Annotated in this window: 14 protein-coding genes, 1 pseudogene and 1 riboswitch; of the genes and pseudogenes, 6 read left to right on the top strand and 9 right to left on the bottom strand. The window is 49.1% G+C overall.

The annotated features are described in order from the left end of the window. Window positions 1–56: 56 nt before the first annotated feature. Window positions 57–917: a glutamate racemase gene (murI, locus tag CWC46_RS03635; protein WP_021013550.1), complete on the bottom strand. Its 861-nt coding sequence runs from the start codon at window positions 915–917 to the stop codon at window positions 57–59. Next, window positions 862–2,733 (bottom strand): TonB-dependent vitamin B12 receptor BtuB, encoded by a 1,872-nt coding sequence (btuB, locus tag CWC46_RS03630; RefSeq protein WP_021013551.1) that lies wholly within the window; start codon window positions 2,731–2,733, stop codon window positions 862–864. Before btuB ends, murI begins: the two co-directional genes overlap by 56 nt. A gap of 69 nt (window positions 2,734–2,802) precedes the next feature. After that, window positions 2,803–2,999, bottom strand: a riboswitch (cobalamin riboswitch). Window positions 3,000–3,136: 137 nt separating this feature from the next. Between btuB and trmA the strand changes: the two genes are divergently transcribed. Beyond that, a complete protein-coding gene (trmA, locus tag CWC46_RS03625) occupies window positions 3,137–4,240 on the top strand; it encodes a tRNA (uridine(54)-C5)-methyltransferase TrmA (RefSeq protein ID WP_021013552.1) in 1,104 nt (367 codons plus the stop codon). Window positions 4,241–4,301: 61 nt separating this feature from the next. Here the strand turns inward: trmA and CWC46_RS03620 are convergent, their stop codons facing one another. Together CWC46_RS03620 and fabR are read right to left on the bottom strand one after the other, a co-directional pair. Continuing rightward, window positions 4,302–4,673, bottom strand: a complete 372-nt coding sequence (locus tag CWC46_RS03620) for a YijD family membrane protein (protein ID WP_021013553.1) — start codon at window positions 4,671–4,673, stop codon at window positions 4,302–4,304. Window positions 4,674–4,697: 24 nt separating this feature from the next. After that, a complete protein-coding gene (fabR, locus tag CWC46_RS03615) occupies window positions 4,698–5,327 on the bottom strand; it encodes an HTH-type transcriptional repressor FabR (RefSeq protein ID WP_037380411.1) in 630 nt (209 codons plus the stop codon). Between the two features lie 196 nt (window positions 5,328–5,523). Between fabR and sthA the strand changes: the two genes are divergently transcribed. Continuing rightward, window positions 5,524–6,933, top strand: a complete 1,410-nt coding sequence (sthA, locus tag CWC46_RS03610; RefSeq protein WP_021013555.1) for a Si-specific NAD(P)(+) transhydrogenase — start codon at window positions 5,524–5,526, stop codon at window positions 6,931–6,933. On the opposite strand, the gene oxyR is transcribed toward sthA, so the two are convergent. Next, window positions 6,916–7,833 carry a DNA-binding transcriptional regulator OxyR gene (gene oxyR / locus CWC46_RS03605; RefSeq protein ID WP_021013556.1) on the bottom strand — a complete coding sequence of 306 codons (918 nt, stop codon included), beginning with the start codon at window positions 7,831–7,833 and terminating at the stop codon, window positions 6,916–6,918. The two genes, sthA and oxyR, sit on opposite strands and share 18 nt — an antisense overlap. Before the next feature lie 160 nt (window positions 7,834–7,993). On the opposite strand from oxyR, the pseudogene CWC46_RS03600 reads away from it, so the two are divergent. After that, window positions 7,994–8,636 (top strand): annotated as a pseudogene (locus tag CWC46_RS03600) (redoxin family protein); the annotation flags it as partial. A 168-nt stretch (window positions 8,637–8,804) separates the two neighbouring features. Here the strand turns inward: CWC46_RS03600 and metF are convergent. From metF to metB, 3 genes are all read right to left on the bottom strand, one after another. Continuing rightward, the gene (gene metF, locus CWC46_RS03595) at window positions 8,805–9,698 is read right to left on the bottom strand and encodes a methylenetetrahydrofolate reductase (protein ID WP_021013557.1); all 894 of its coding nucleotides are present in this window, start codon (window positions 9,696–9,698) and stop codon (window positions 8,805–8,807) included. A gap of 273 nt (window positions 9,699–9,971) precedes the next feature. Then, window positions 9,972–12,407: a bifunctional aspartate kinase/homoserine dehydrogenase II gene (locus CWC46_RS03590; RefSeq protein ID WP_021013558.1), complete on the bottom strand. Its 2,436-nt coding sequence runs from the start codon at window positions 12,405–12,407 to the stop codon at window positions 9,972–9,974. Window positions 12,408–12,409: 2 nt separating this feature from the next. After that, window positions 12,410–13,570 (bottom strand): cystathionine gamma-synthase, encoded by a 1,161-nt coding sequence (metB, locus tag CWC46_RS03585; protein ID WP_021013559.1) that lies wholly within the window; start codon window positions 13,568–13,570, stop codon window positions 12,410–12,412. 186 nt (window positions 13,571–13,756) lie between these two features. On the opposite strand from metB, the gene metJ reads away from it, so the two are divergent. Continuing rightward, window positions 13,757–14,074, top strand: a complete 318-nt coding sequence (gene metJ, locus CWC46_RS03580) for a met regulon transcriptional regulator MetJ (protein WP_021013560.1) — start codon at window positions 13,757–13,759, stop codon at window positions 14,072–14,074. An 89-nt stretch (window positions 14,075–14,163) separates the two neighbouring features. Here metJ and rpmE read toward each other — a convergent pair whose 3' ends face one another. Then, entirely contained in the window at window positions 14,164–14,379 is a 216-nt protein-coding gene (gene rpmE / locus CWC46_RS03575; protein WP_021013561.1) for a 50S ribosomal protein L31, read from the bottom strand. A gap of 266 nt (window positions 14,380–14,645) precedes the next feature. Between rpmE and priA the strand changes: the two genes are divergently transcribed. After that, complete coding sequence (priA, locus tag CWC46_RS03570; RefSeq protein WP_021013562.1) at window positions 14,646–16,841, top strand: primosomal protein N'; 2,196 nt, start codon at window positions 14,646–14,648, stop codon at window positions 16,839–16,841. 272 nt (window positions 16,842–17,113) lie between these two features. Next, window positions 17,114–18,157 (top strand): DNA-binding transcriptional regulator CytR, encoded by a 1,044-nt coding sequence (cytR, locus tag CWC46_RS03565; RefSeq protein ID WP_037380414.1) that lies wholly within the window; start codon window positions 17,114–17,116, stop codon window positions 18,155–18,157. Window positions 18,158–18,201: the final 44 nt, after the last annotated feature.

Genomic DNA, 18,201 nt, shown 5'->3' with positions numbered 1-18,201 from the left:
GACAAGCACTAAATACAAAAATAAATTCAACCGCTCAATATTTACCCACCAATTCACTAAAGTGATAGTTTTTCCAACGAGTGAAAGCCATAACGACGTAGCACTGGCCATAAAGCAGCCACTTTGGGAGTAATAGTGAGACAATAGGCCAAATTTGTTTCTCTTGATAAAACTGGCGTATCCAAATGATCGATCAGCCATGCTGTTCTTCTCGCAATGGCAGAGCCAGAATCAACCAACCGGGTACCATCCGGTAACGCTCGTTGAAGTTCATCTGTCAATAAAGGAAAATGTGTACATCCTAAAACGACAGTATCAGGTGGTTCCGGTAACTTGAGCCACGGCTTGAGAATTTTTTGCAGCACTTCTGCCGAAATAACGTCACCCCGTAGCTTCGCCTCTCCGCATTCCACTAATTCTGCTGACCCCAATAAAAGAATTTTGCAGTCATTGGCAAAGCGAGAAATCAGTTCATAAGTATAAGGTCGCTGAACTGTAGCGCGTGTTGCCAATAATCCTACAACACCATTTCGCGTGAGTTTTGCTGCAGGTTTTACCGCCGGAACTACACCGACAACGGGAAAAGGAAAACGCGTTCTCAGAGCGGGAAGCGAAATAGTACTCGCAGTATTACAGGCGATGACCACCAACGATAAAGAGTGATGTCTCTGTACAGCTCCAACAATTGCCAACACTCGTTCAATAATGAATTGTTCCGGCTTTTCACCATAAGGGAAAGCCTCATTATCAAATGCATAGATATAATGTAAATCCGGCAGTAAATTTCGGATTTCGTCATAAACGGATAAACCGCCCACCCCTGAATCAAAAATCAAAATGGAAGGGCGGGCAGCGGGTAACTCAGAAGGTATAGCTTCCGGTGAGATAATATTCTCGCCCTGCGGTTCGGTAGCCATATGCCGTCTCATAATTTTTATCAAACAGATTGGCAATTCTACCACGAACCGTAAGCTGAGAGGTTATCGGATATGAAACGGCAATGTCCCATAAACTGACACCTCCCATCTTTATTTTTTCAGATAGGTTGAAATCATTATCAAAACGTTCCCCCAGGTAATGATAAGTTACCGCCCAGTCAAAACTATACAGTTGCCAGTCTAGTTCATACTTGAACTGCTGCTTGGCACGTCTCAAAAGTACTTCATTTGTTCGCGCATTTCGCGGATCAACATAGTCATAAGATATTGTGTGACTGAAAAATCCAGTCTCGAAGGATGCTGTACTTTCGATACCCTTGATGCGCGCTTTACCAACGTTGAAGTAACGAAGACTGGAATTGTCGAACTCAATGAGGTTGTCTATATCGTTTCGGTAGGCTGAAACCCGCCAATTAACCGGACCGGTAAGTCCTTCGACACCACCTTCCCACTGCTCGCTCTCTTCCGGTTTCAAACTGCTGTTGCCGTATGAACTGTAAAGCTGACCAAGATTAGGGGCCTTATAAGCCGTACCATAGGAAGCCAGCAGTCGATATCCAGAAATGAATTCCCATGCCGCACTGCTTTGCCAGGTCGTATGCTGACCAAACTGAGAACTGTTATCACTACGAACGGCACCTTCAAGGGTGATCGGCCCAAACAGTTGCTGCGCAGTAGTGTAAATACCGGTATTGCGCAGTGCATATCCTTGAGTCAAAAAATTGGTTCCAGGTTCAGTTGTCTGTTTCTGCCAATCCAACCCTGCACTGATATTACCCTGACCAACCTGTAACGTATTTCCCCATTGAACGTTGTATTGCTGAATATCATCCAGCGTCGCGGAGATATCATAGCGGCCATAACGCGGGTCGTAGTTGTAATCTTTACTATGGCTATAACTGGTGATCAACTGGGAAGACCACATACCTTGATGGTAGCGCAGACCTGTATCCCAGGACTGGTTGTATAACTGACGGGTATCTGGCAATGCACCTAAGCGGGTGGAACTTAATGTACCATCGTAATCAGTACGATTATCAAATTCGTAACCACGAACAAAACCACTGATGATATCGCTAAACTGATGCTCAAGCGCGCCATACAGCGATTTACTCATGAATCCATCACGATCGGTTTGGGCTGGGTCACCAAAACCATCAGGCAAATTCGCTACGACATCAAACCCTTTGGTATAAGTATAATTACCCGCCAGCGTTGCCAGCGTGCTGTCACCCAGTTGTTGTTGTGTGGAAGCATCATAAGTTTGATAACCATGGGATCCCATGCCAGCAGAAAGGGTTGATCCCTTCTTTTTACGAACAGTAATAATGTTGACTACACCACCGATAGCATCGGATCCATAGACAGCCGAACGCGGCCCACGGATGTATTCAATTTTCTGAACCAATGAAATAGGAATCTGGCTGATATCGGAAGAACCGGTAACACCGGCTTGATTAAGACGAATACCATCAATCAGCACCAACACATGGCGTGATTCAGTCCCACGAATAAACAACGAACTCGACTGTCCCAACCCGCCATTTTGGGCTACATCGACGCCCGGAAGACGCCGCATCACGTCAATCAGACTTTTGGCTTGCCAGCGGTCAATCTCTTCTTTAGTGACAATGGTTGTCGACGCCAGCACAGAGGAAACAGGTTGGGAAAAACGGTTTGCGGTAACCACCAACGTATCGCTACTGTCTTGCTGTGTACTATTGTTCCCTTGTGCCCACCCAGAAAAAGCTGTGGCGCAAAGCCCTGCCAGCAGCGTAAATTTTTTATCAAACATTCTATAAAGCATCCAAACAGTATTGGAGGATGCCGCATTACCATAATCGATAGCACGCGATGATCATGAACATTGCGACGTATACCGGCAGGTCTTCGGACTTGAGTACTGTTGTTGCCAACATAGAGACAATGACTTCCCATCGTAATACGACAGTGTCTGCAAAATGCTATTGCCCCCAATTTCCCCTTACCGCTGCGCGTCAGCTCCAGATTTACACTGGATTCCCTTTTAACTTATAGAGCAAGGCCGGACGCTCATGCTACGATCGGGTCGAATGGAAGTCTAGACTTCCATTCAATGAATAGGAAATACGCATGACAATGCTGGACATCCCATCAAGATTCCCTACAATCGCCGCCAGTAATGTCACCGCACTAACCGTTTTTCAGACGAGATAACCATGACGCCAGAAATCCTGCCAATCGATCAATATGATGCCCAACTTGAAGAAAAAGTCGGGCGAATTAAAGCGATAATGGCACCTTTCAGTGCGCCAGAGCCTGTCGTTTTCCGCTCGCCGGTCAGCCATTACCGGATGCGTGCAGAATTTCGCATCTGGCATGAAGGAGACGACCTTTACCACATCATGTTTGATCAGCAAACCAAACAGAGAATCAGGGTGGAGCAATTTCCGGCGGCCAGTGAACTGATCAACCGACTGATGCCGGTGTTGCTGGCGGCATTACGTCCGCAACCGGTACTGCGCCGTAAGTTGTTCCAGGTCGATTATCTTTCCACATTGAGTGGTGAAATCGTGGTGTCACTGCTATATCACAAAGTGTTGGATGACGAGTGGCAACAACAGGCCTCGGCCTTACGGGACTATCTGCGTGCGCAAGGTTTCGCCTTACAACTCATAGGACGAGCGACCAAGACGAAAATCTGTCTTGATCGCGATTATATAGACGAGTGCCTGCCAGTTGCCGGTAAACAGATGATTTATCGACAGGTGGAAAATAGCTTTACCCAGCCCAATGCGGCGATGAACATTCAAATGCTGGAATGGGCGCTGTCAGTCACGGAAGGATCTAAGGGTGATTTACTGGAGCTGTACTGCGGCAATGGTAACTTTTCACTGGCACTAGCTCGTCATTTTGAACGCGTATTGGCAACGGAAATCGCTAAACCATCGGTGGCCGCGGCTCAATACAGTATTGTCGCCAACCAGATTGATAATGTGCAGATTATCCGTATGGCAGCAGAAGAATTTACCCAGGCAATGCGAGGTGTCCGCCAGTTTAATCGTCTGCAGGGTATCGATCTTTCCAGCTATCGTTGTGAAACGATATTTGTTGATCCACCACGCAGTGGCTTGGATGATGACACAGTACGACTGGCACAGGAGTATCCGCGTATTCTTTATATCTCCTGCAATCCAGACACACTGTGTGCCAATCTTGAAACCCTAAACCAAACCCATCAGATGAGTCGATTGGCACTGTTTGATCAGTTCCCTTATACACATCATATGGAATGTGGTGTATTGCTGGAAAAACGCAAATAAAACCGCTAGCAACCAGGGAATCGGTCCCCTGGTTTTTTGCTCACGTATTCGGAGATATTATCTAAAGCATATTGACCTTGGTGGCAGACTTACGTGCACGCAATTTAGCAACCAACCACAATGCCAATACAACACAGAGAATCGACGGTACAAAATTGGAACCGATCTGTGGATATTCCGCGCGGAGAATCGCACTGTAGAGCAATAAGCCAAGCAAAAAACAGCCTGCGGCGAGCAATGGAATACCTTGCGGCATAACATGACGCATATAGTGTTGATGCAAACAATAAACAGACAAAACCAATGCTATTGGCGGGAAAATGGAAAAAGGCACTACCGAACTAAATAACGCAGCAAATGCGCCATTTACTGACAAACCTGCAACCAGTGCCAACACTAATGTACCGTTCTCTTTACTCACCTGCTCTGCCATGATTTTCCCCCAAGTCACGAAGCCTCAAGATGAAACAAACCCTTTACCAGCTTCTCTTCTGTACCAGTAACACGCACCTTTTGAAATCATACGTAACTGCAACACCAACCGCTCTTCCAGTTGACGACGTTGTTCCGTACTCACATCCAACGCCTCTGCACCCGCGCTGAAAACAATGATCACCATCGCTTCTGCCTGTGCTTCGGCAAAACTGCGCGGGATACGATTTTCGACTTCGAGATAATCGGCCAGTTCAGCAATAAAATGTTGAATTTCTCTGGCGACCGCAGCACGAAAAGCGGCCGATGTTCCTGATCTTTCCCTCAACAACAGTCTAAAAGCATTAGGATTATTGCCAATAAATTCCATAAACGTGGAAACGGACGTTTTGATGACGCTACCACCTTTGGCAATCCGCTGACGTGCCTGTCGCATCAGTTGGCGTAGCATAAGTCCACTTTCGTCGACCATGGTCAGCCCCAGTTCGTCTACGTCACGAAAATGGCGATAAAAAGAAGTTGGTGCTATCCCGGCTTCACGAGCAACTTCACGTAAACTCAGACTGGCAAAACTACGTTCAGCACTTAGTTGGCTAAACGCTGCCTCTATAAGGGAACGACGCGTCCGTTCTTTTTGCTGCGCTCTGATACCCATTATCGTGCCCAAATTATCTGTTCTCCTTGTCCAGAGAATCACTATAGCAAACTTTATTAACTACATACTGAGCCAAAATGACTATGTTAAAAGTGCAACAATAAGTTCCCCTACGAATTAAAGGGATGATTGGGTTATTTTGCAGAGGATGTTACAATCGCGTTAGTAATTTGTATTAAAATAGGTGTGTCCTACCATGTCCATACAACAGCAACAACACAATTACGATGCCATAGTGATTGGATCTGGCCCCGGAGGTGAAGGGGCCGCGATGGGGTTAGCCAAACAAGGCGCTAAAGTCGCCGTGATCGAAAAACACTATAGTGTCGGCGGCGGTTGTACCCACTGGGGTACCATTCCCTCCAAAGCCCTACGTCACGCTGTCAGCCGTATTATAGAGTTCAACCAAAATCCGCTTTACAGCGATAACTCTCGTGTCATCAGTTCCTCTTTTTCCGACATCCTACGCCATGCCGACAGTGTCATTGGGCAGCAAACCCGTATGCGTCAAGGCTTCTACGAACGGAACCACTGCGATTTGTTTTCTGGAGAAGCACGTTTCATTGATGCCCACACTATCGTCGTCAACTATCCGGATGACACGCACGATACGCTGACGGCAGACAATATCATTATCGCCCCTGGCTCCCGGCCTTATCATCCGGCGGAGGTCGATTTCACTCACCCACATATTTATGACAGTGACTCTATCCTGCAACTGGATTATGAACCTCAGCACGTCATTATTTATGGTGCCGGAGTGATTGGTTGTGAATATGCCTCCATTTTCCGCGGTCTGAATGTAAAAGTGGATTTAATTAACACCCGCGATCGCCTGCTGGCATTTCTTGATCAGGAGATGTCCGATGCGCTGTCCTATCACTTCTGGAACAATGGCGTAGTAATTCGTCATAACGAAGAATTTGAGCGAATTGAAGGTTTGGACGATGGTGTTATCGTCCATCTGAAATCCGGTAAGAAAATGAAGGCTGATTGTCTGCTGTATGCTAACGGTCGTACTGGCAACACCGAGAATCTGGGGCTGGAAAATATAGGACTGGAAACCGACAATCGTGGGCAGCTTAAAGTCAACAGCATGTATCAGACAGCACAGGCGCACATCTACGCTGTAGGTGATGTCATTGGCTACCCGAGTCTGGCTTCAGCAGCCTATGATCAAGGTCGCATTGCCGCGCAGGCCATTACCAAAGGTGATGCCAGCGCTCATCTGATTGAAGATATCCCCACCGGGATCTACACCATTCCTGAAATCAGTTCTGTAGGTAAAACCGAGCAAGAGCTGACTGCACTGAAAGTGCCTTATGAAGTGGGCCGGGCGCAATTCAAACATCTAGCTCGGGCGCAGATTGTCGGCATGAATGTTGGGAGTCTGAAAATTCTGTTCCATCGCGAAACCAAACAGATTCTGGGTATCCACTGCTTTGGTGAACGGGCTGCCGAGATTATTCACATCGGTCAGGCCATCATGGAACAGAAAGGTGAAGGTAATACTATCGAGTACTTCGTCAATACGACCTTCAACTACCCGACGATGGCCGAAGCCTTCCGGGTAGCGGCTCTGAATGGATTAAACCGTCTGTTTTAACAAACGCTCCATATGTTGTTGCATATGTTCACGAATGGCATCAGCCAGTTGCTCGTACCGGCTACGCAATGGTGAACCTGGGCGGTAAACTAGCGCGATGGTGCGCTTCGGTTCTGGCTTGTAGCAGGGCAGATAGCACACACCATCGCGTATCCGTTCTGCGGGTACCGCCAGTGACGGCAGGAGTGTAATACCACTACCAGCAGCGACCATGTTACGCAGGGTTTCCAGACTGGTGGCCCGAAAATGAGTATCTTCATCTGCGCCGGCCTGGAAGCAGAATCCCATCGCCTGGTCGCGCAGACAATGACCATCTTCCAGCATCAGCAATTTCTCTCCTGCCAAATCGGACATTGCCACGCGCTCACGGTTAGCCCACGCATGATCCTGATAAATGGCCAGCTTCATAGGTTCATCAAACAGTGGCACTTCGATAAACGCTTCTGTTTCTTTCACCATCGCCAAAATGGCGCAGTCCAGCTTGCCGCTGTCCAATTGGGCTAGCAACTGATGGGTCTGTGCTTCGTGTAGGTACATTTCCAACTTCGGAAAAAGCTGATGCAACATGGGAATAATTTGCGGTAACAAATACGGTCCAACCGTAGGGATCAAACCGATATGCAATGGCCCTGACATACTCTCCCCTTGTTGGCTGGCCATCTCTTTCAGTACCTTAACCTCACGCAGCACCGTTCTGGCCTGTTCCACCAGCAGTAACCCCGCCTGAGTAAACAGTACCTTGCGGCTGGTCCTTTCCAGCAGCATCACGCCCAGCTCGTCTTCCAGCTTACGAATTTGCCCACTCAGTGTGGGTTGGCTAACGTGACAGGAATCCGCTGCTCGACGAAAATGACGATGCTCGGCCAATGCCACTAGATACTCTAAGTCCCGAATATTCATACACTAATTCTCCATAACCACGATAGCCAGCAACGATAGATAGAATAGCAATGAACGATTATCCCTATCAACACAAAAAAGAATAAAGTCTCTCAGCGAAACATATCTCTCTGCTTATTCATTAAGAAAAATATAATTTTACCACTAAGTAGGCTTAAATATGTTTGTCAGTCAAGAAGGCAAAGAAATCCCACAGGCTACTGTTCACACTCGTCAAGGACGATCAATAGATTGACGTCACTACTGACAAAGTGTTTAACAACAAAATCGTTATAGTTTTTTCATTGCCAGGGGGTTTTTATACCGACCTGCTCCTCCAGCCATCTGCCACGCTATAATGAGTTAGTTATCATGTTCAAACAATTTGGCGTAGATAACATTTTGTGCTTTTTCGTAAATGATACTTTCGTGATGAATACCTAGAAAGCAGACCAGAACGCAGAGAGTATTCGGTTTATTCCAGACGGTAATGCGAGTTCACTAACGTCATGAACATGCTGGTGGAGAAAACCGAGTTGAGATTCGGCCCACACTCCTGGGGTTACTCCATGCTGAAGTAGCGGGCTCCAGACTTTAAAGTTCAGAAATCTGTTTCTTTGTTTACCAAACCGTGTTGCCCGCTTTGTACCAAAATAAAACAACTGCTACAGGATCACGGCATCCAGTATGAAGAGATTATTCTGGGTAAAGATGCCGTTACGGCCAGCCTGCGTACAGTAGCCGGACGAAACACGGTTTCCCAGGTCTTCATTAGTAGTCGCCATATCGGTGGCAGCGATGATCTCGAAGCGCTTCTGACAGCTGGTTATTCTTATAGAAGAACCAGCGAAGCTTTGGCGGGTCTTGTCCCGCCTTTTTTGACGCAATCAGATACAGGGAGAAAGAAAAAATGAAAGAACTGCATGTTGATATCGCAGCTATCTAGCTGGAAATTACCATGGCCGGTTCCACCCACCATTAATGCTTGAAAATCATACCGTAGCCGGTCTAACGCCCAAGGTATGGCAAATGGCATAACTCAGTTCAGCACGATTCAGGGTATAGAAGTGAAAATCCTTCACCCCTTCACGGCTGAGGATTTTTACCATATCCATAGCGATGGATGCCCCTACCATTTTGCGGGTTTCTGGATCGTTATCGAGCCCTTCAAACATTGCCGTCATCCAGTTTGGCACACGAACGTTTGTCATGGTTGCAAAGCGTTGCAGTTGTTTAAAGTTGGAAACGGGTAGTATGCCCGGAACAATCTCCACATCAATCCCGGTGGAAACACAGCGGTCACGAAAGCGTAAATAGCTCTCCACATCAAAGAAGAACTGTGTGATGGCCCGGTTGGCACCAGCATCAACTTTATGTTTCAGATTGATCAGATCAGCCTGGGCGCTTTTCGCTTCCGGATGAACTTCCGGATATGCCGCGACCGAAATATCAAAATCGCCCACCTCTTTCAACAATGTAACCAAATCGGCGGCATACATATCGGGCTTACCGCTACCCGGAGGTAAATCACCACGTAACGCCACAATATGGCGAATGCCGCTCTGCCAGTAATCCCTAGCAATGGCCTTTAACTCATCATGAGTGGCATCAACACAGGTAAGGTGTGGTGCCGAATCCAGCCCGGTACGTTCTTTAATCGCCTTGATGATGCTATGAGTACGGTCACGTTCACCAGAATTGGCACCGTAGGTCACTGAGACAAATTTGGGTTTCAGGCTACTCAGACGATCAATAGAGCTCCATAGGGTTTCTTCCATCTCGCTGGTGCGCGGCGGGAAAAATTCAAAGGAAACGTTAATATGTCCCTGCAACTCTGCCAGACTCTGATTCAGCGCTTCCCGCTGGTTCGCGTGGAAAAAACTCATATCCTTACCTCAATTAGCCGTTGTCATTGTTCTATTATACAAACGTCTATACGTTTAGACGTCCATATAGAAAATGACCGAATCCGTATAAAGAGTCAACGCTTTTCATTGCGTTGAGAGCTGATGTTTATTCATGCATCTTGAAAAATATTCAACTGACTACGGTCAGTATAGACGGCAACAAAAAAGCCTGAAGCATTCAGTTTCAGGCTTGGCGTTTGATGACAAAGTGTATATAGCGGCTATCGATAATAAGGGGATCGTAAAAGCGTATTACAACAACTGGGCTAAACGATTTAAATCAGACTGGATAGCCCCTGCGGTAACATCCCGTCCGGCTCCCGGCCCACGAATGACCAACGGATTATCACGATACCAGCGGCTTTCAATGGCAAAAACGTTATCACACGGCAGCAGTGCTGCCAATGGATGATCCGGTCTGACGGCTTCCACCCCGACACGGGCTTTGCCATGGGCGTCAAAACGGGCCACATAGCGCAGCACCAGTCCCATTTCATTTGCCGCTTCCAGTCGCTGTTCCATCTGTTGATTCAGCGACTCACCATCCTCAAAAAACTGGTCGACCGAGCCATTTTCACATCCTGCAGGCACCAGTGACTCAACGCGGACCTGTGTTGGTTCGATTTCGTATCCCGCTTCACGCGCCAGAATCACCAGCTTACGCATGACATCCTGACCAGAAAGATCAACCCGGGGATCCGGTTCCGTTAATCCCTGCTGCCAGGCTTGATCCACCAGTTCGGTAAATGGCACCGTGCCATCAAATTGCAAAAACAACCAGGATAAGGTGCCGGAAAAAATACCACTGATAGCCAGGATACTGTCGCCACTTTCGCGTAAATCCCGTACTGCATAGTTTACGGGCAAACCAGCGCCTACCGTGGCGTTATACAGCCAGTAACGGCCAGTTTTGGCAAACGCATCCCGGATTTGACGATAATTATCACCACCGGAAGCGCCCGCCAGTTTGTTGGCGCTGATAACGTGGAAACCATAACTGGCAAAATCCAGATAGAGATCAGCAACCGCCGGACTGGCTGTGACATCCAGCACTACCAGGTCATCATACGGGTGTGCACGCATCCACAGGAACAGATCCTCGCCGTCGTGTTCCTTTGCATCCTCGTCAAAAAAAGCCAGCACACGACTGGCATCCAGTCCATCATAATTCAGCAGGCTACGGGTACTGTCCACCACGCCGGCCAGAATAAATTCAAATCCGGTACGAGCCGAAATGAGGCTTTGCTCGCGGGAAAACAGTTCAAGCCAACGGGAACCAATATTCCCCTTACCAAACAGCACTAGCCCGATACGCTTTTCAGCCCGGAACAAAGAATGATGCAGGCCACGCACCACATGTTCCGTAGGACCGACACGCAACACGGCGACCAGACTGATATCATCCTCAGCCTGCCAGATAAACTCGATCGGTTGATCTTTTAACTGCTGATAGAAACGGTGGCTGTGCAGCGGATTCTTACCGACACCAGCACCAACCATCGCCACCAATGCCAAGCCTTCACGCAAGCCAAGCTGTACCGGCAATGCGGCCTGCTCCAATGTCTGCCAGGCACTCTCCACCACTTCAGAGGTATAACAAAGCTGTAGCAAGCTACGATCCTGATGCACACCTGTCGCCAGAGGTTTTATCTGCGCCCGTTTCAGCAATTGCTCCACGTCTTTTTGCACCCGTTGAAAATCGTGCTCTTCCGGGATTTTCACTTCAATCAGGCACACGTCATCATGGCTGGTAACGATTTTGGCACCTGTACCGGAAGCCAGCACTCGTTCAATGCGGGTAGACCCTTGCTCCGGTTGATAGCTGCAACGCAACTGCAGATCAATATCACTACCCGAAACCGGCTGTAATGTGCGGGTATGCAGCACTGGTGCCGCCAGTCGCGCCAATTCACTGGCCTCATCCAGCCGCAGTAGCGGCAGCAGGCAGGCATCTTTCACTTTGCGCGGATCAGCACTGTATACCCCGGCAACATCACTCCAGATAGTGACACGCTCAACACCAGCCAATGCACCAATCTGGGTCGCAGAATAATCACTGCCATTACGGCCCAATAGTACCGTTTCCTCAGCTTTATTCCGGCAGATAAAACCAGTGACAACCAAACGCTGATCAGCATGTTGTGCCAATAGCTGCTGTAGCAGTGGCCAGGATTGACCTTCATCCACCTGTGGCTGAGCCGCACGCTCTGCTCGCAGGAATTGGCGCGCGTCCAGCCAAGAGGCAGACATCTCTTTCTGATTGAGTACAGCTGACATCAGACGCGCTGACCAGATTTCACCATGTCCAACCACTTCGGCATACACCGCATCGGTGATCTTTCCATCCAACAGTGCAGCCAAACGTTCCAGATCGTGAATAAACTCCGCCGTCAATAGATCTGCACTCTCCGCTGGTAATAACCCGGTAATCAAATCGCTCTGATAACGGCGTAATACCTGCTGAATCTGGTGGGCGGAAATACGGTCGACCTGACTAAACTTCAACCAGCTAATCAGCTGATTAGTGGTGCTACCCGCAGCGGAAACCACCATCAAATCACCGGGACGGCTGTACTCCGCCATAATACCGGCGACACGCTGATAACATTTCACATCAGCGAGACTACTACCGCCAAATTTATGCAGTTGCCGCCCAGTGACGGCCCCCGCTATCCCTAAAGCACTCATTTTTACCTCGTGGTTACAGCTTGAAACGCCTGTTCCAGATCGGCAACCAAATCATCACCGTCTTCAATACCTACCGAAATGCGCAGCAGTGTGTCTGATATCCCGGCAGCGGCACGCGCCTCTGGAGACATGCCCGCATGAGTCATGGTAGCTGCATGAGAAATCAGGCTTTCAACACCCCCCAACGATTCCGCCAACGTAAACAACTCCAACGATGAGAGGAAACGGCGCAAAGCGTCTTCCTCACCATCCAGTTCAAAACTTAACATCGCGCCAAAGCCGGACTGTTGACGGCAGGCGATGTCGTGTCCAGGGTGTTGCGGCAGAGAGGGATAATACAGCTTTTTCACTAACGGTTGATCCTGCAAATACGCCACAATTTGTTGCGCATTTTTCTGGGCTGCGGCCATACGCGGCGACAACGTGCGCAAACCGCGCAATAGCAGGTAACTATCAAACGCCGCACCGGTAACACCGATATTATTCGCCCACCACGCCAGTTCGGTAGCCACTTCAGGGTCCTTGGCAATCACCGCTCCAGCAACAACGTCAGAGTGCCCGTTCAAATACTTGGTACAAGAATGAATCACCAGATCGGCACCCAATTGCAGTGGATTTTGCAACACCGGACTGAGGAAAGTGTTATCCACTACACTGACAGCACCCGCTTCACGCGCCGACTGACAAATGGCCGCAATATCCACCACACGCAGCAGTGGATTACTGGGGCTCTCCACCAGCACCAGCTTCGGTTTTTCGGCCAAAGCAGACTTCAGCGCCGAATCATCACCCTGATCGACAAATTTCACGCGGAATACCCCCCGCTTGCTCAGACTTTCAAACAGCCGGTAACTACCGCCATAACAATCATGAGGAGCCACCAGCAGGTCGCCGGGGCGTAAAAATACCGTACAGACCAGAAAAATCGCCGACATACCGGTGTTCGTCATCACAGAACCGGCCCCCCCTTCCAGTTCTGCCAACGCCCGCTGCACAACATCACGCGTTGGGTTCCCCCGACGAGAGTAGTCATGCGCTCGAGGCTGATTAAAACCGGTAAAATTGTAAGTGCTGGAAAGGTGAATGGGAGGAACGACACAACCAAACTGCTCGTCATTATTTAACCCACTACGAACTGTGATAGTAGCCTGTTTACGCGTCATTGGTGCTTTTCCTGGCTGAAGACTGAGTGAAGAATATCAAGAGTAAACGCAGACATTATAGACGTCAATACATCTAGACTTCTAAACTTCTTTGCGTATAGATTGAGCATCCCTATAATAATCGCTAGAATTATGGTATTACGCGACAGTATCTGTCTTCACCACGATCAATTTTTAAGGTATCCCATGGCTGAGTGGAATGGCGAATACGTAAGCCCATACGCTGAACACGGTAAGAAAAGTGAGCAAGTAAAAAAAATCACAGTTTCTATCCCATTGAAAGTATTGAAAATACTAACTGACGAGCGAACGCGTCGTCAGGTAAACAACCTGCGTCACGCGACTAACAGCGAGTTACTCTGTGAAGCATTTCTGCATGCTTTTACCGGCCAACCCTTACCGAATGATGAAGATCTGCGTAAAGAGCGCAGTGATGAAATTCCGGAAGCAGCCAAAATAATCATGCGCGAAATGGGGATCAACCCCGATACCTGGGAGTACTGATCATCTATTGATGTGGGATTCAAAAACAGTAAAGGCATCCAAGGATGCCTTTACTTTCGTCCAGCTGAACGTTGTCTAACCGGTGAAGCTTATTTTTTGGCACCCGGTACGCTGAAACGTTTGTTGAAACGCTCAACACGACCACCGGTATCAACCACGCGTTGTTTGCCGGTATAGAACGGATGGCATTCGCCACATACGTCCAGATTCAGATCATGACCCGCTGTAGAACGGACTTTGATAACATTACCGCAAGAGCAGGTAGCGGTAACTTCAGCATAATTCGGGTGAATACCTTGTTTCATGGGAAACCTCTGTTTAAGGCCGTGTCGCTATCCAGCCCTATTCCGCCAGACACCACACGAAGTTGAGTAAAATATCATTATACCACGAGGTATAAAGGCGGCGAATCATACAGAAATTAGTCAGCTGATGCAATCACATCGACACAGAATCATTCACACCATGTACACTACTGCCAGGACATTTCTTCTTGCGTGCTGCGCCTATTCCGAAACAGGAACCGCACAGCATGAAGAATAACAACGCTTATTACCCAGACGGAGTTGTCATGCCTGTCGTTCAGGTCGCCCTGCCCGTGCCGCTGGCACGTACATTCGATTATCGATTACCCGAAGGGTTGTGCCCTGTGCCGGGTATGCGTGTCAGCGTACCCTTTGGCAACCGTAAAATGATTGGCATTGTTACCACACTGAACAACAGCAGCGAACTGCCGTTGGATCAGCTCAAGGTCGTGCGAGAAGTTCTGGATGACGAACCACTTTTCCCTGCCAGCCTGTGGCGCATTCTGCTGTGGGCCGTGGATTATTATCATTACCCCATCGGCGAAGTTCTGTTTCATGCCCTGCCAATTATACTGCGTCAGGGTAAACCGGCCCACACCGCACCGCTTTGGCAGTGGTTCGCAACAGAACAAGGGCGGGCAATGCCACTGGCATCACTGAAACGAGCCCCTAAACAGCAACAGGCGCTGGCCGCCTTACTACATGCTCCACTTTACCGTCATCAGGTCGGTGAGTCAGCACTAACCGAAACTGCTTTACAGGCATTGCGCAGCAAAAGCCTGTGCGACCTGAGACCCCTTTCCCGACAACTCTCCGACTGGCGTAGCGAATTCAGCATCATCGGTGAACGATTAAAGCTGAATACGGAGCAGGCCACCGCCGTAGGCGCTATACGCAGCGAAGACAACCATTTTTCCGCCTGGTTACTGGCGGGGATTACAGGATCCGGCAAAACCGAAGTGTATCTCAGCGTGCTGGAAAACATACTGGCGCAAGGCAAACAAGCTCTGATACTGGTGCCGGAAATCGGCCTGACGCCACAAACCATCGCCCGCTTTAAAGACCGTTTTACTGCACCGGTAGAAGCCCTGCATTCCGGGCTGAATGACAGTGAACGCCTTGCTGTCTGGTTGCGGGCCAAAAGCGGCGAAGCGGCGATTGTCATCGGTACTCGCTCCGCGCTGTTCACGCCATTTGCCCGACTGGGGCTGATTGTGATCGATGAAGAACACGATGGCTCTTATAAACAGCAGGAGGGGTGGCGCTATCATGCTCGCGATCTGGCGGTATTTCGTGCCCGGGAAGAAGATATTCCTATTGTCATGGGTTCCGCCACTCCGGCGCTGGAAACCTTATATAACGTACAGATTGGCAAATATCGTCAGCTCCGACTCAGTAAACGCGCAGGTAATGCACGACTGGCGCAACAGCATATACTCGATCTGAAAGGGTTGCCGTTGACTACCGGCTTGTCTCAACCATTGATCAACCGCATCCATCATCACTTGAATAATGATAATCAGGTGATTCTGTTTTTGAACCGACGCGGTTTTGCCCCAGTGGTGATGTGTCATGAATGTGGTTGGATTGCCGAGTGTCAACGCTGCGATCACTACTATACATTGCACCAACATCAGCAAATATTGCGTTGCCATCACTGTGACAGCCAACGTCCGGTGCCACCACAGTGTCCTCACTGCGGCTCTACGCATCTGGTTCCTGTAGGGCTAGGCACCGAGCAGTTGGAGCAGGCACTACCTGCCTTGTTTCCCCAGACTCCCATTACCCGCATTGATCGGGACACCACCAGCCGCAAAGGTTCGCTGGAACAACAACTGGCACAGGTAAGGCAAGGCGGGGCACGGATACTCATCGGGACACAGATGCTGGCCAAGGGCCACCATTTCCCGGATGTCACACTGGTCGTGCTACTGGATGTAGACAGTTCACTGTTTTCCGCTGATTTTCGAGCCGCAGAACGCTTCGCCCAGCTTTATACGCAGGTATCCGGTCGCGCTGGTCGCGCTGGCAAAGCAGGGGAAGTGATTCTTCAGACTCATCATCCAGAACACCCGCTATTGCAGACGTTGCTGCAACAAGGGTATGACGACTTTGCTAACCAGACTCTGAAAGAACGTCAGAGCGTTTTCCTACCGCCGTTTACCAGCCATGTCCTGTTCCGGGCAGAGGATCATGATAATCAACAGGCCACGCTGTTCCTGCAACAACTACGCAATCTGCTGGAAGCCAGCCCACTACGGGATGATGCCCTCTGGCTGATGGGACCCGTTCCCGCACTGCAACCCAAACGAGCGGGTCGCTTTCGCTGGCAACTACTGCTTCAGCATCCATCCCGCGCTCGTCTACAGCAATTGCTCCGAAATTCACTGGCTTTGATCGACACACTTCCACAGACGCGAAAGGTGAAATGGATACTGGATGTTGACCCAACAGACAGCTAACAGGGTGCGGTTAAAGAACATTGAGATCTCACACCGTTTGACTGGGATTTATTGCGAACTGCCTCCAAAAAACTGACATTCATCACATCTTGCCAGCAAATTAAGCCACAAATGTTGCTCTCAATCTGTTAAGAGTGTTGGTGATGGCAGTATGCTGAACAGCACAGTGACAGAAATATCCTGTTTTTAAGCGGCTCCCGACGCCTCTCTATCAAAAGCGAACGGTAGCCAAAGCTACGGCGCCAGTTGACGCTGATGCAAGGAGAAAAGCGTTGGAGCAAAAGAGAGAAAACACCACAGCGACCATGAAGGACGTTGCGGATATGGCAGGGGTTTCTACAGCCACTGTATCTCGGGCGTTGATGAGCCCGGAAAAAGTATCTGCCCCAACCCGGCAAAAAGTGGAGCAGGCCGTACTGTCGGTGGGCTATTCTCCTCATTCGATTACCCGCAACCTCAAGCGTAATGAATCCAGAACCCTTCTGGCGATTGTGCCCGACATATGTGACCCTTTCTTCTCGGAAATATTGAGAGGCATCGAAGAAACTGCGACTGAACGTGGTTACCTGGTACTGATTGGTGACTGCGCCCATCAGCGTCAAAACGATAAAACTTTTTTCGACCTGATTATCACCAAACAGATTGACGGTATGTTACTACTGGGCTCTGACCTGCCGTTTGATGTCAGTAAAGCTGAACAGCGCAATCTTCCACCAATGGTGATGGCCAACGAATTTGCTCCCGAGCTGGAATTACCGACAGTGCATATTGATAATCTGACAGCGGCGTTCGATGCGGTGCATTATCTCCATCAGTTGGGACATCAACGAATCGCATGTATTGCCGGACCAGAACATCTGCCACAGAGCCAGTACCGTTTACAAGGCTATATCCAGGCATTGCGTCGCTGTGGGTTAACCATCGATAACCAGTACATAGTGCGAGGCGACTTCACTTATGAAACCGGTATGAAGGGATTGACCACGCTAATGTCGCATCCAGCGCCTCCCAGTGCTATTTTTTGCCATAGCGACATCATGGCGTTGGGAGTATTGTCCCAGGCCAGAAGAGTGGGGTTGGATATTCCCCGAGATCTCTCATTGGTGGGGTTTGATAATATTACTCAGGCCAGTTACTGCTTTCCGCCACTCACCACTGTAGCTCAACCACGCTATGACATCGGGCGTGAAGCTACGCTATTGTTGCTGGAGCAGTTATATGGTCATTCTGTCCAGAGTGGATCACGTCTGCTGGCTAGTGAGTTGGTCATTCGGGAAAGTACCTCCCCGCCTAATTCCACACATAACCGGCTTTAAGACTTCATGTGCTGGTCAAACATTTGAGGGTTCAGTAACATGGC

The sequence above is a fragment of the Prodigiosinella confusarubida genome, from assembly GCF_002847015.1.
GTDB classification, from domain to species: domain Bacteria; phylum Pseudomonadota; class Gammaproteobacteria; order Enterobacterales; family Enterobacteriaceae; genus Prodigiosinella; species Prodigiosinella aquatilis.
This window is presented reverse-complemented; position numbering and strand designations above follow the sequence as displayed.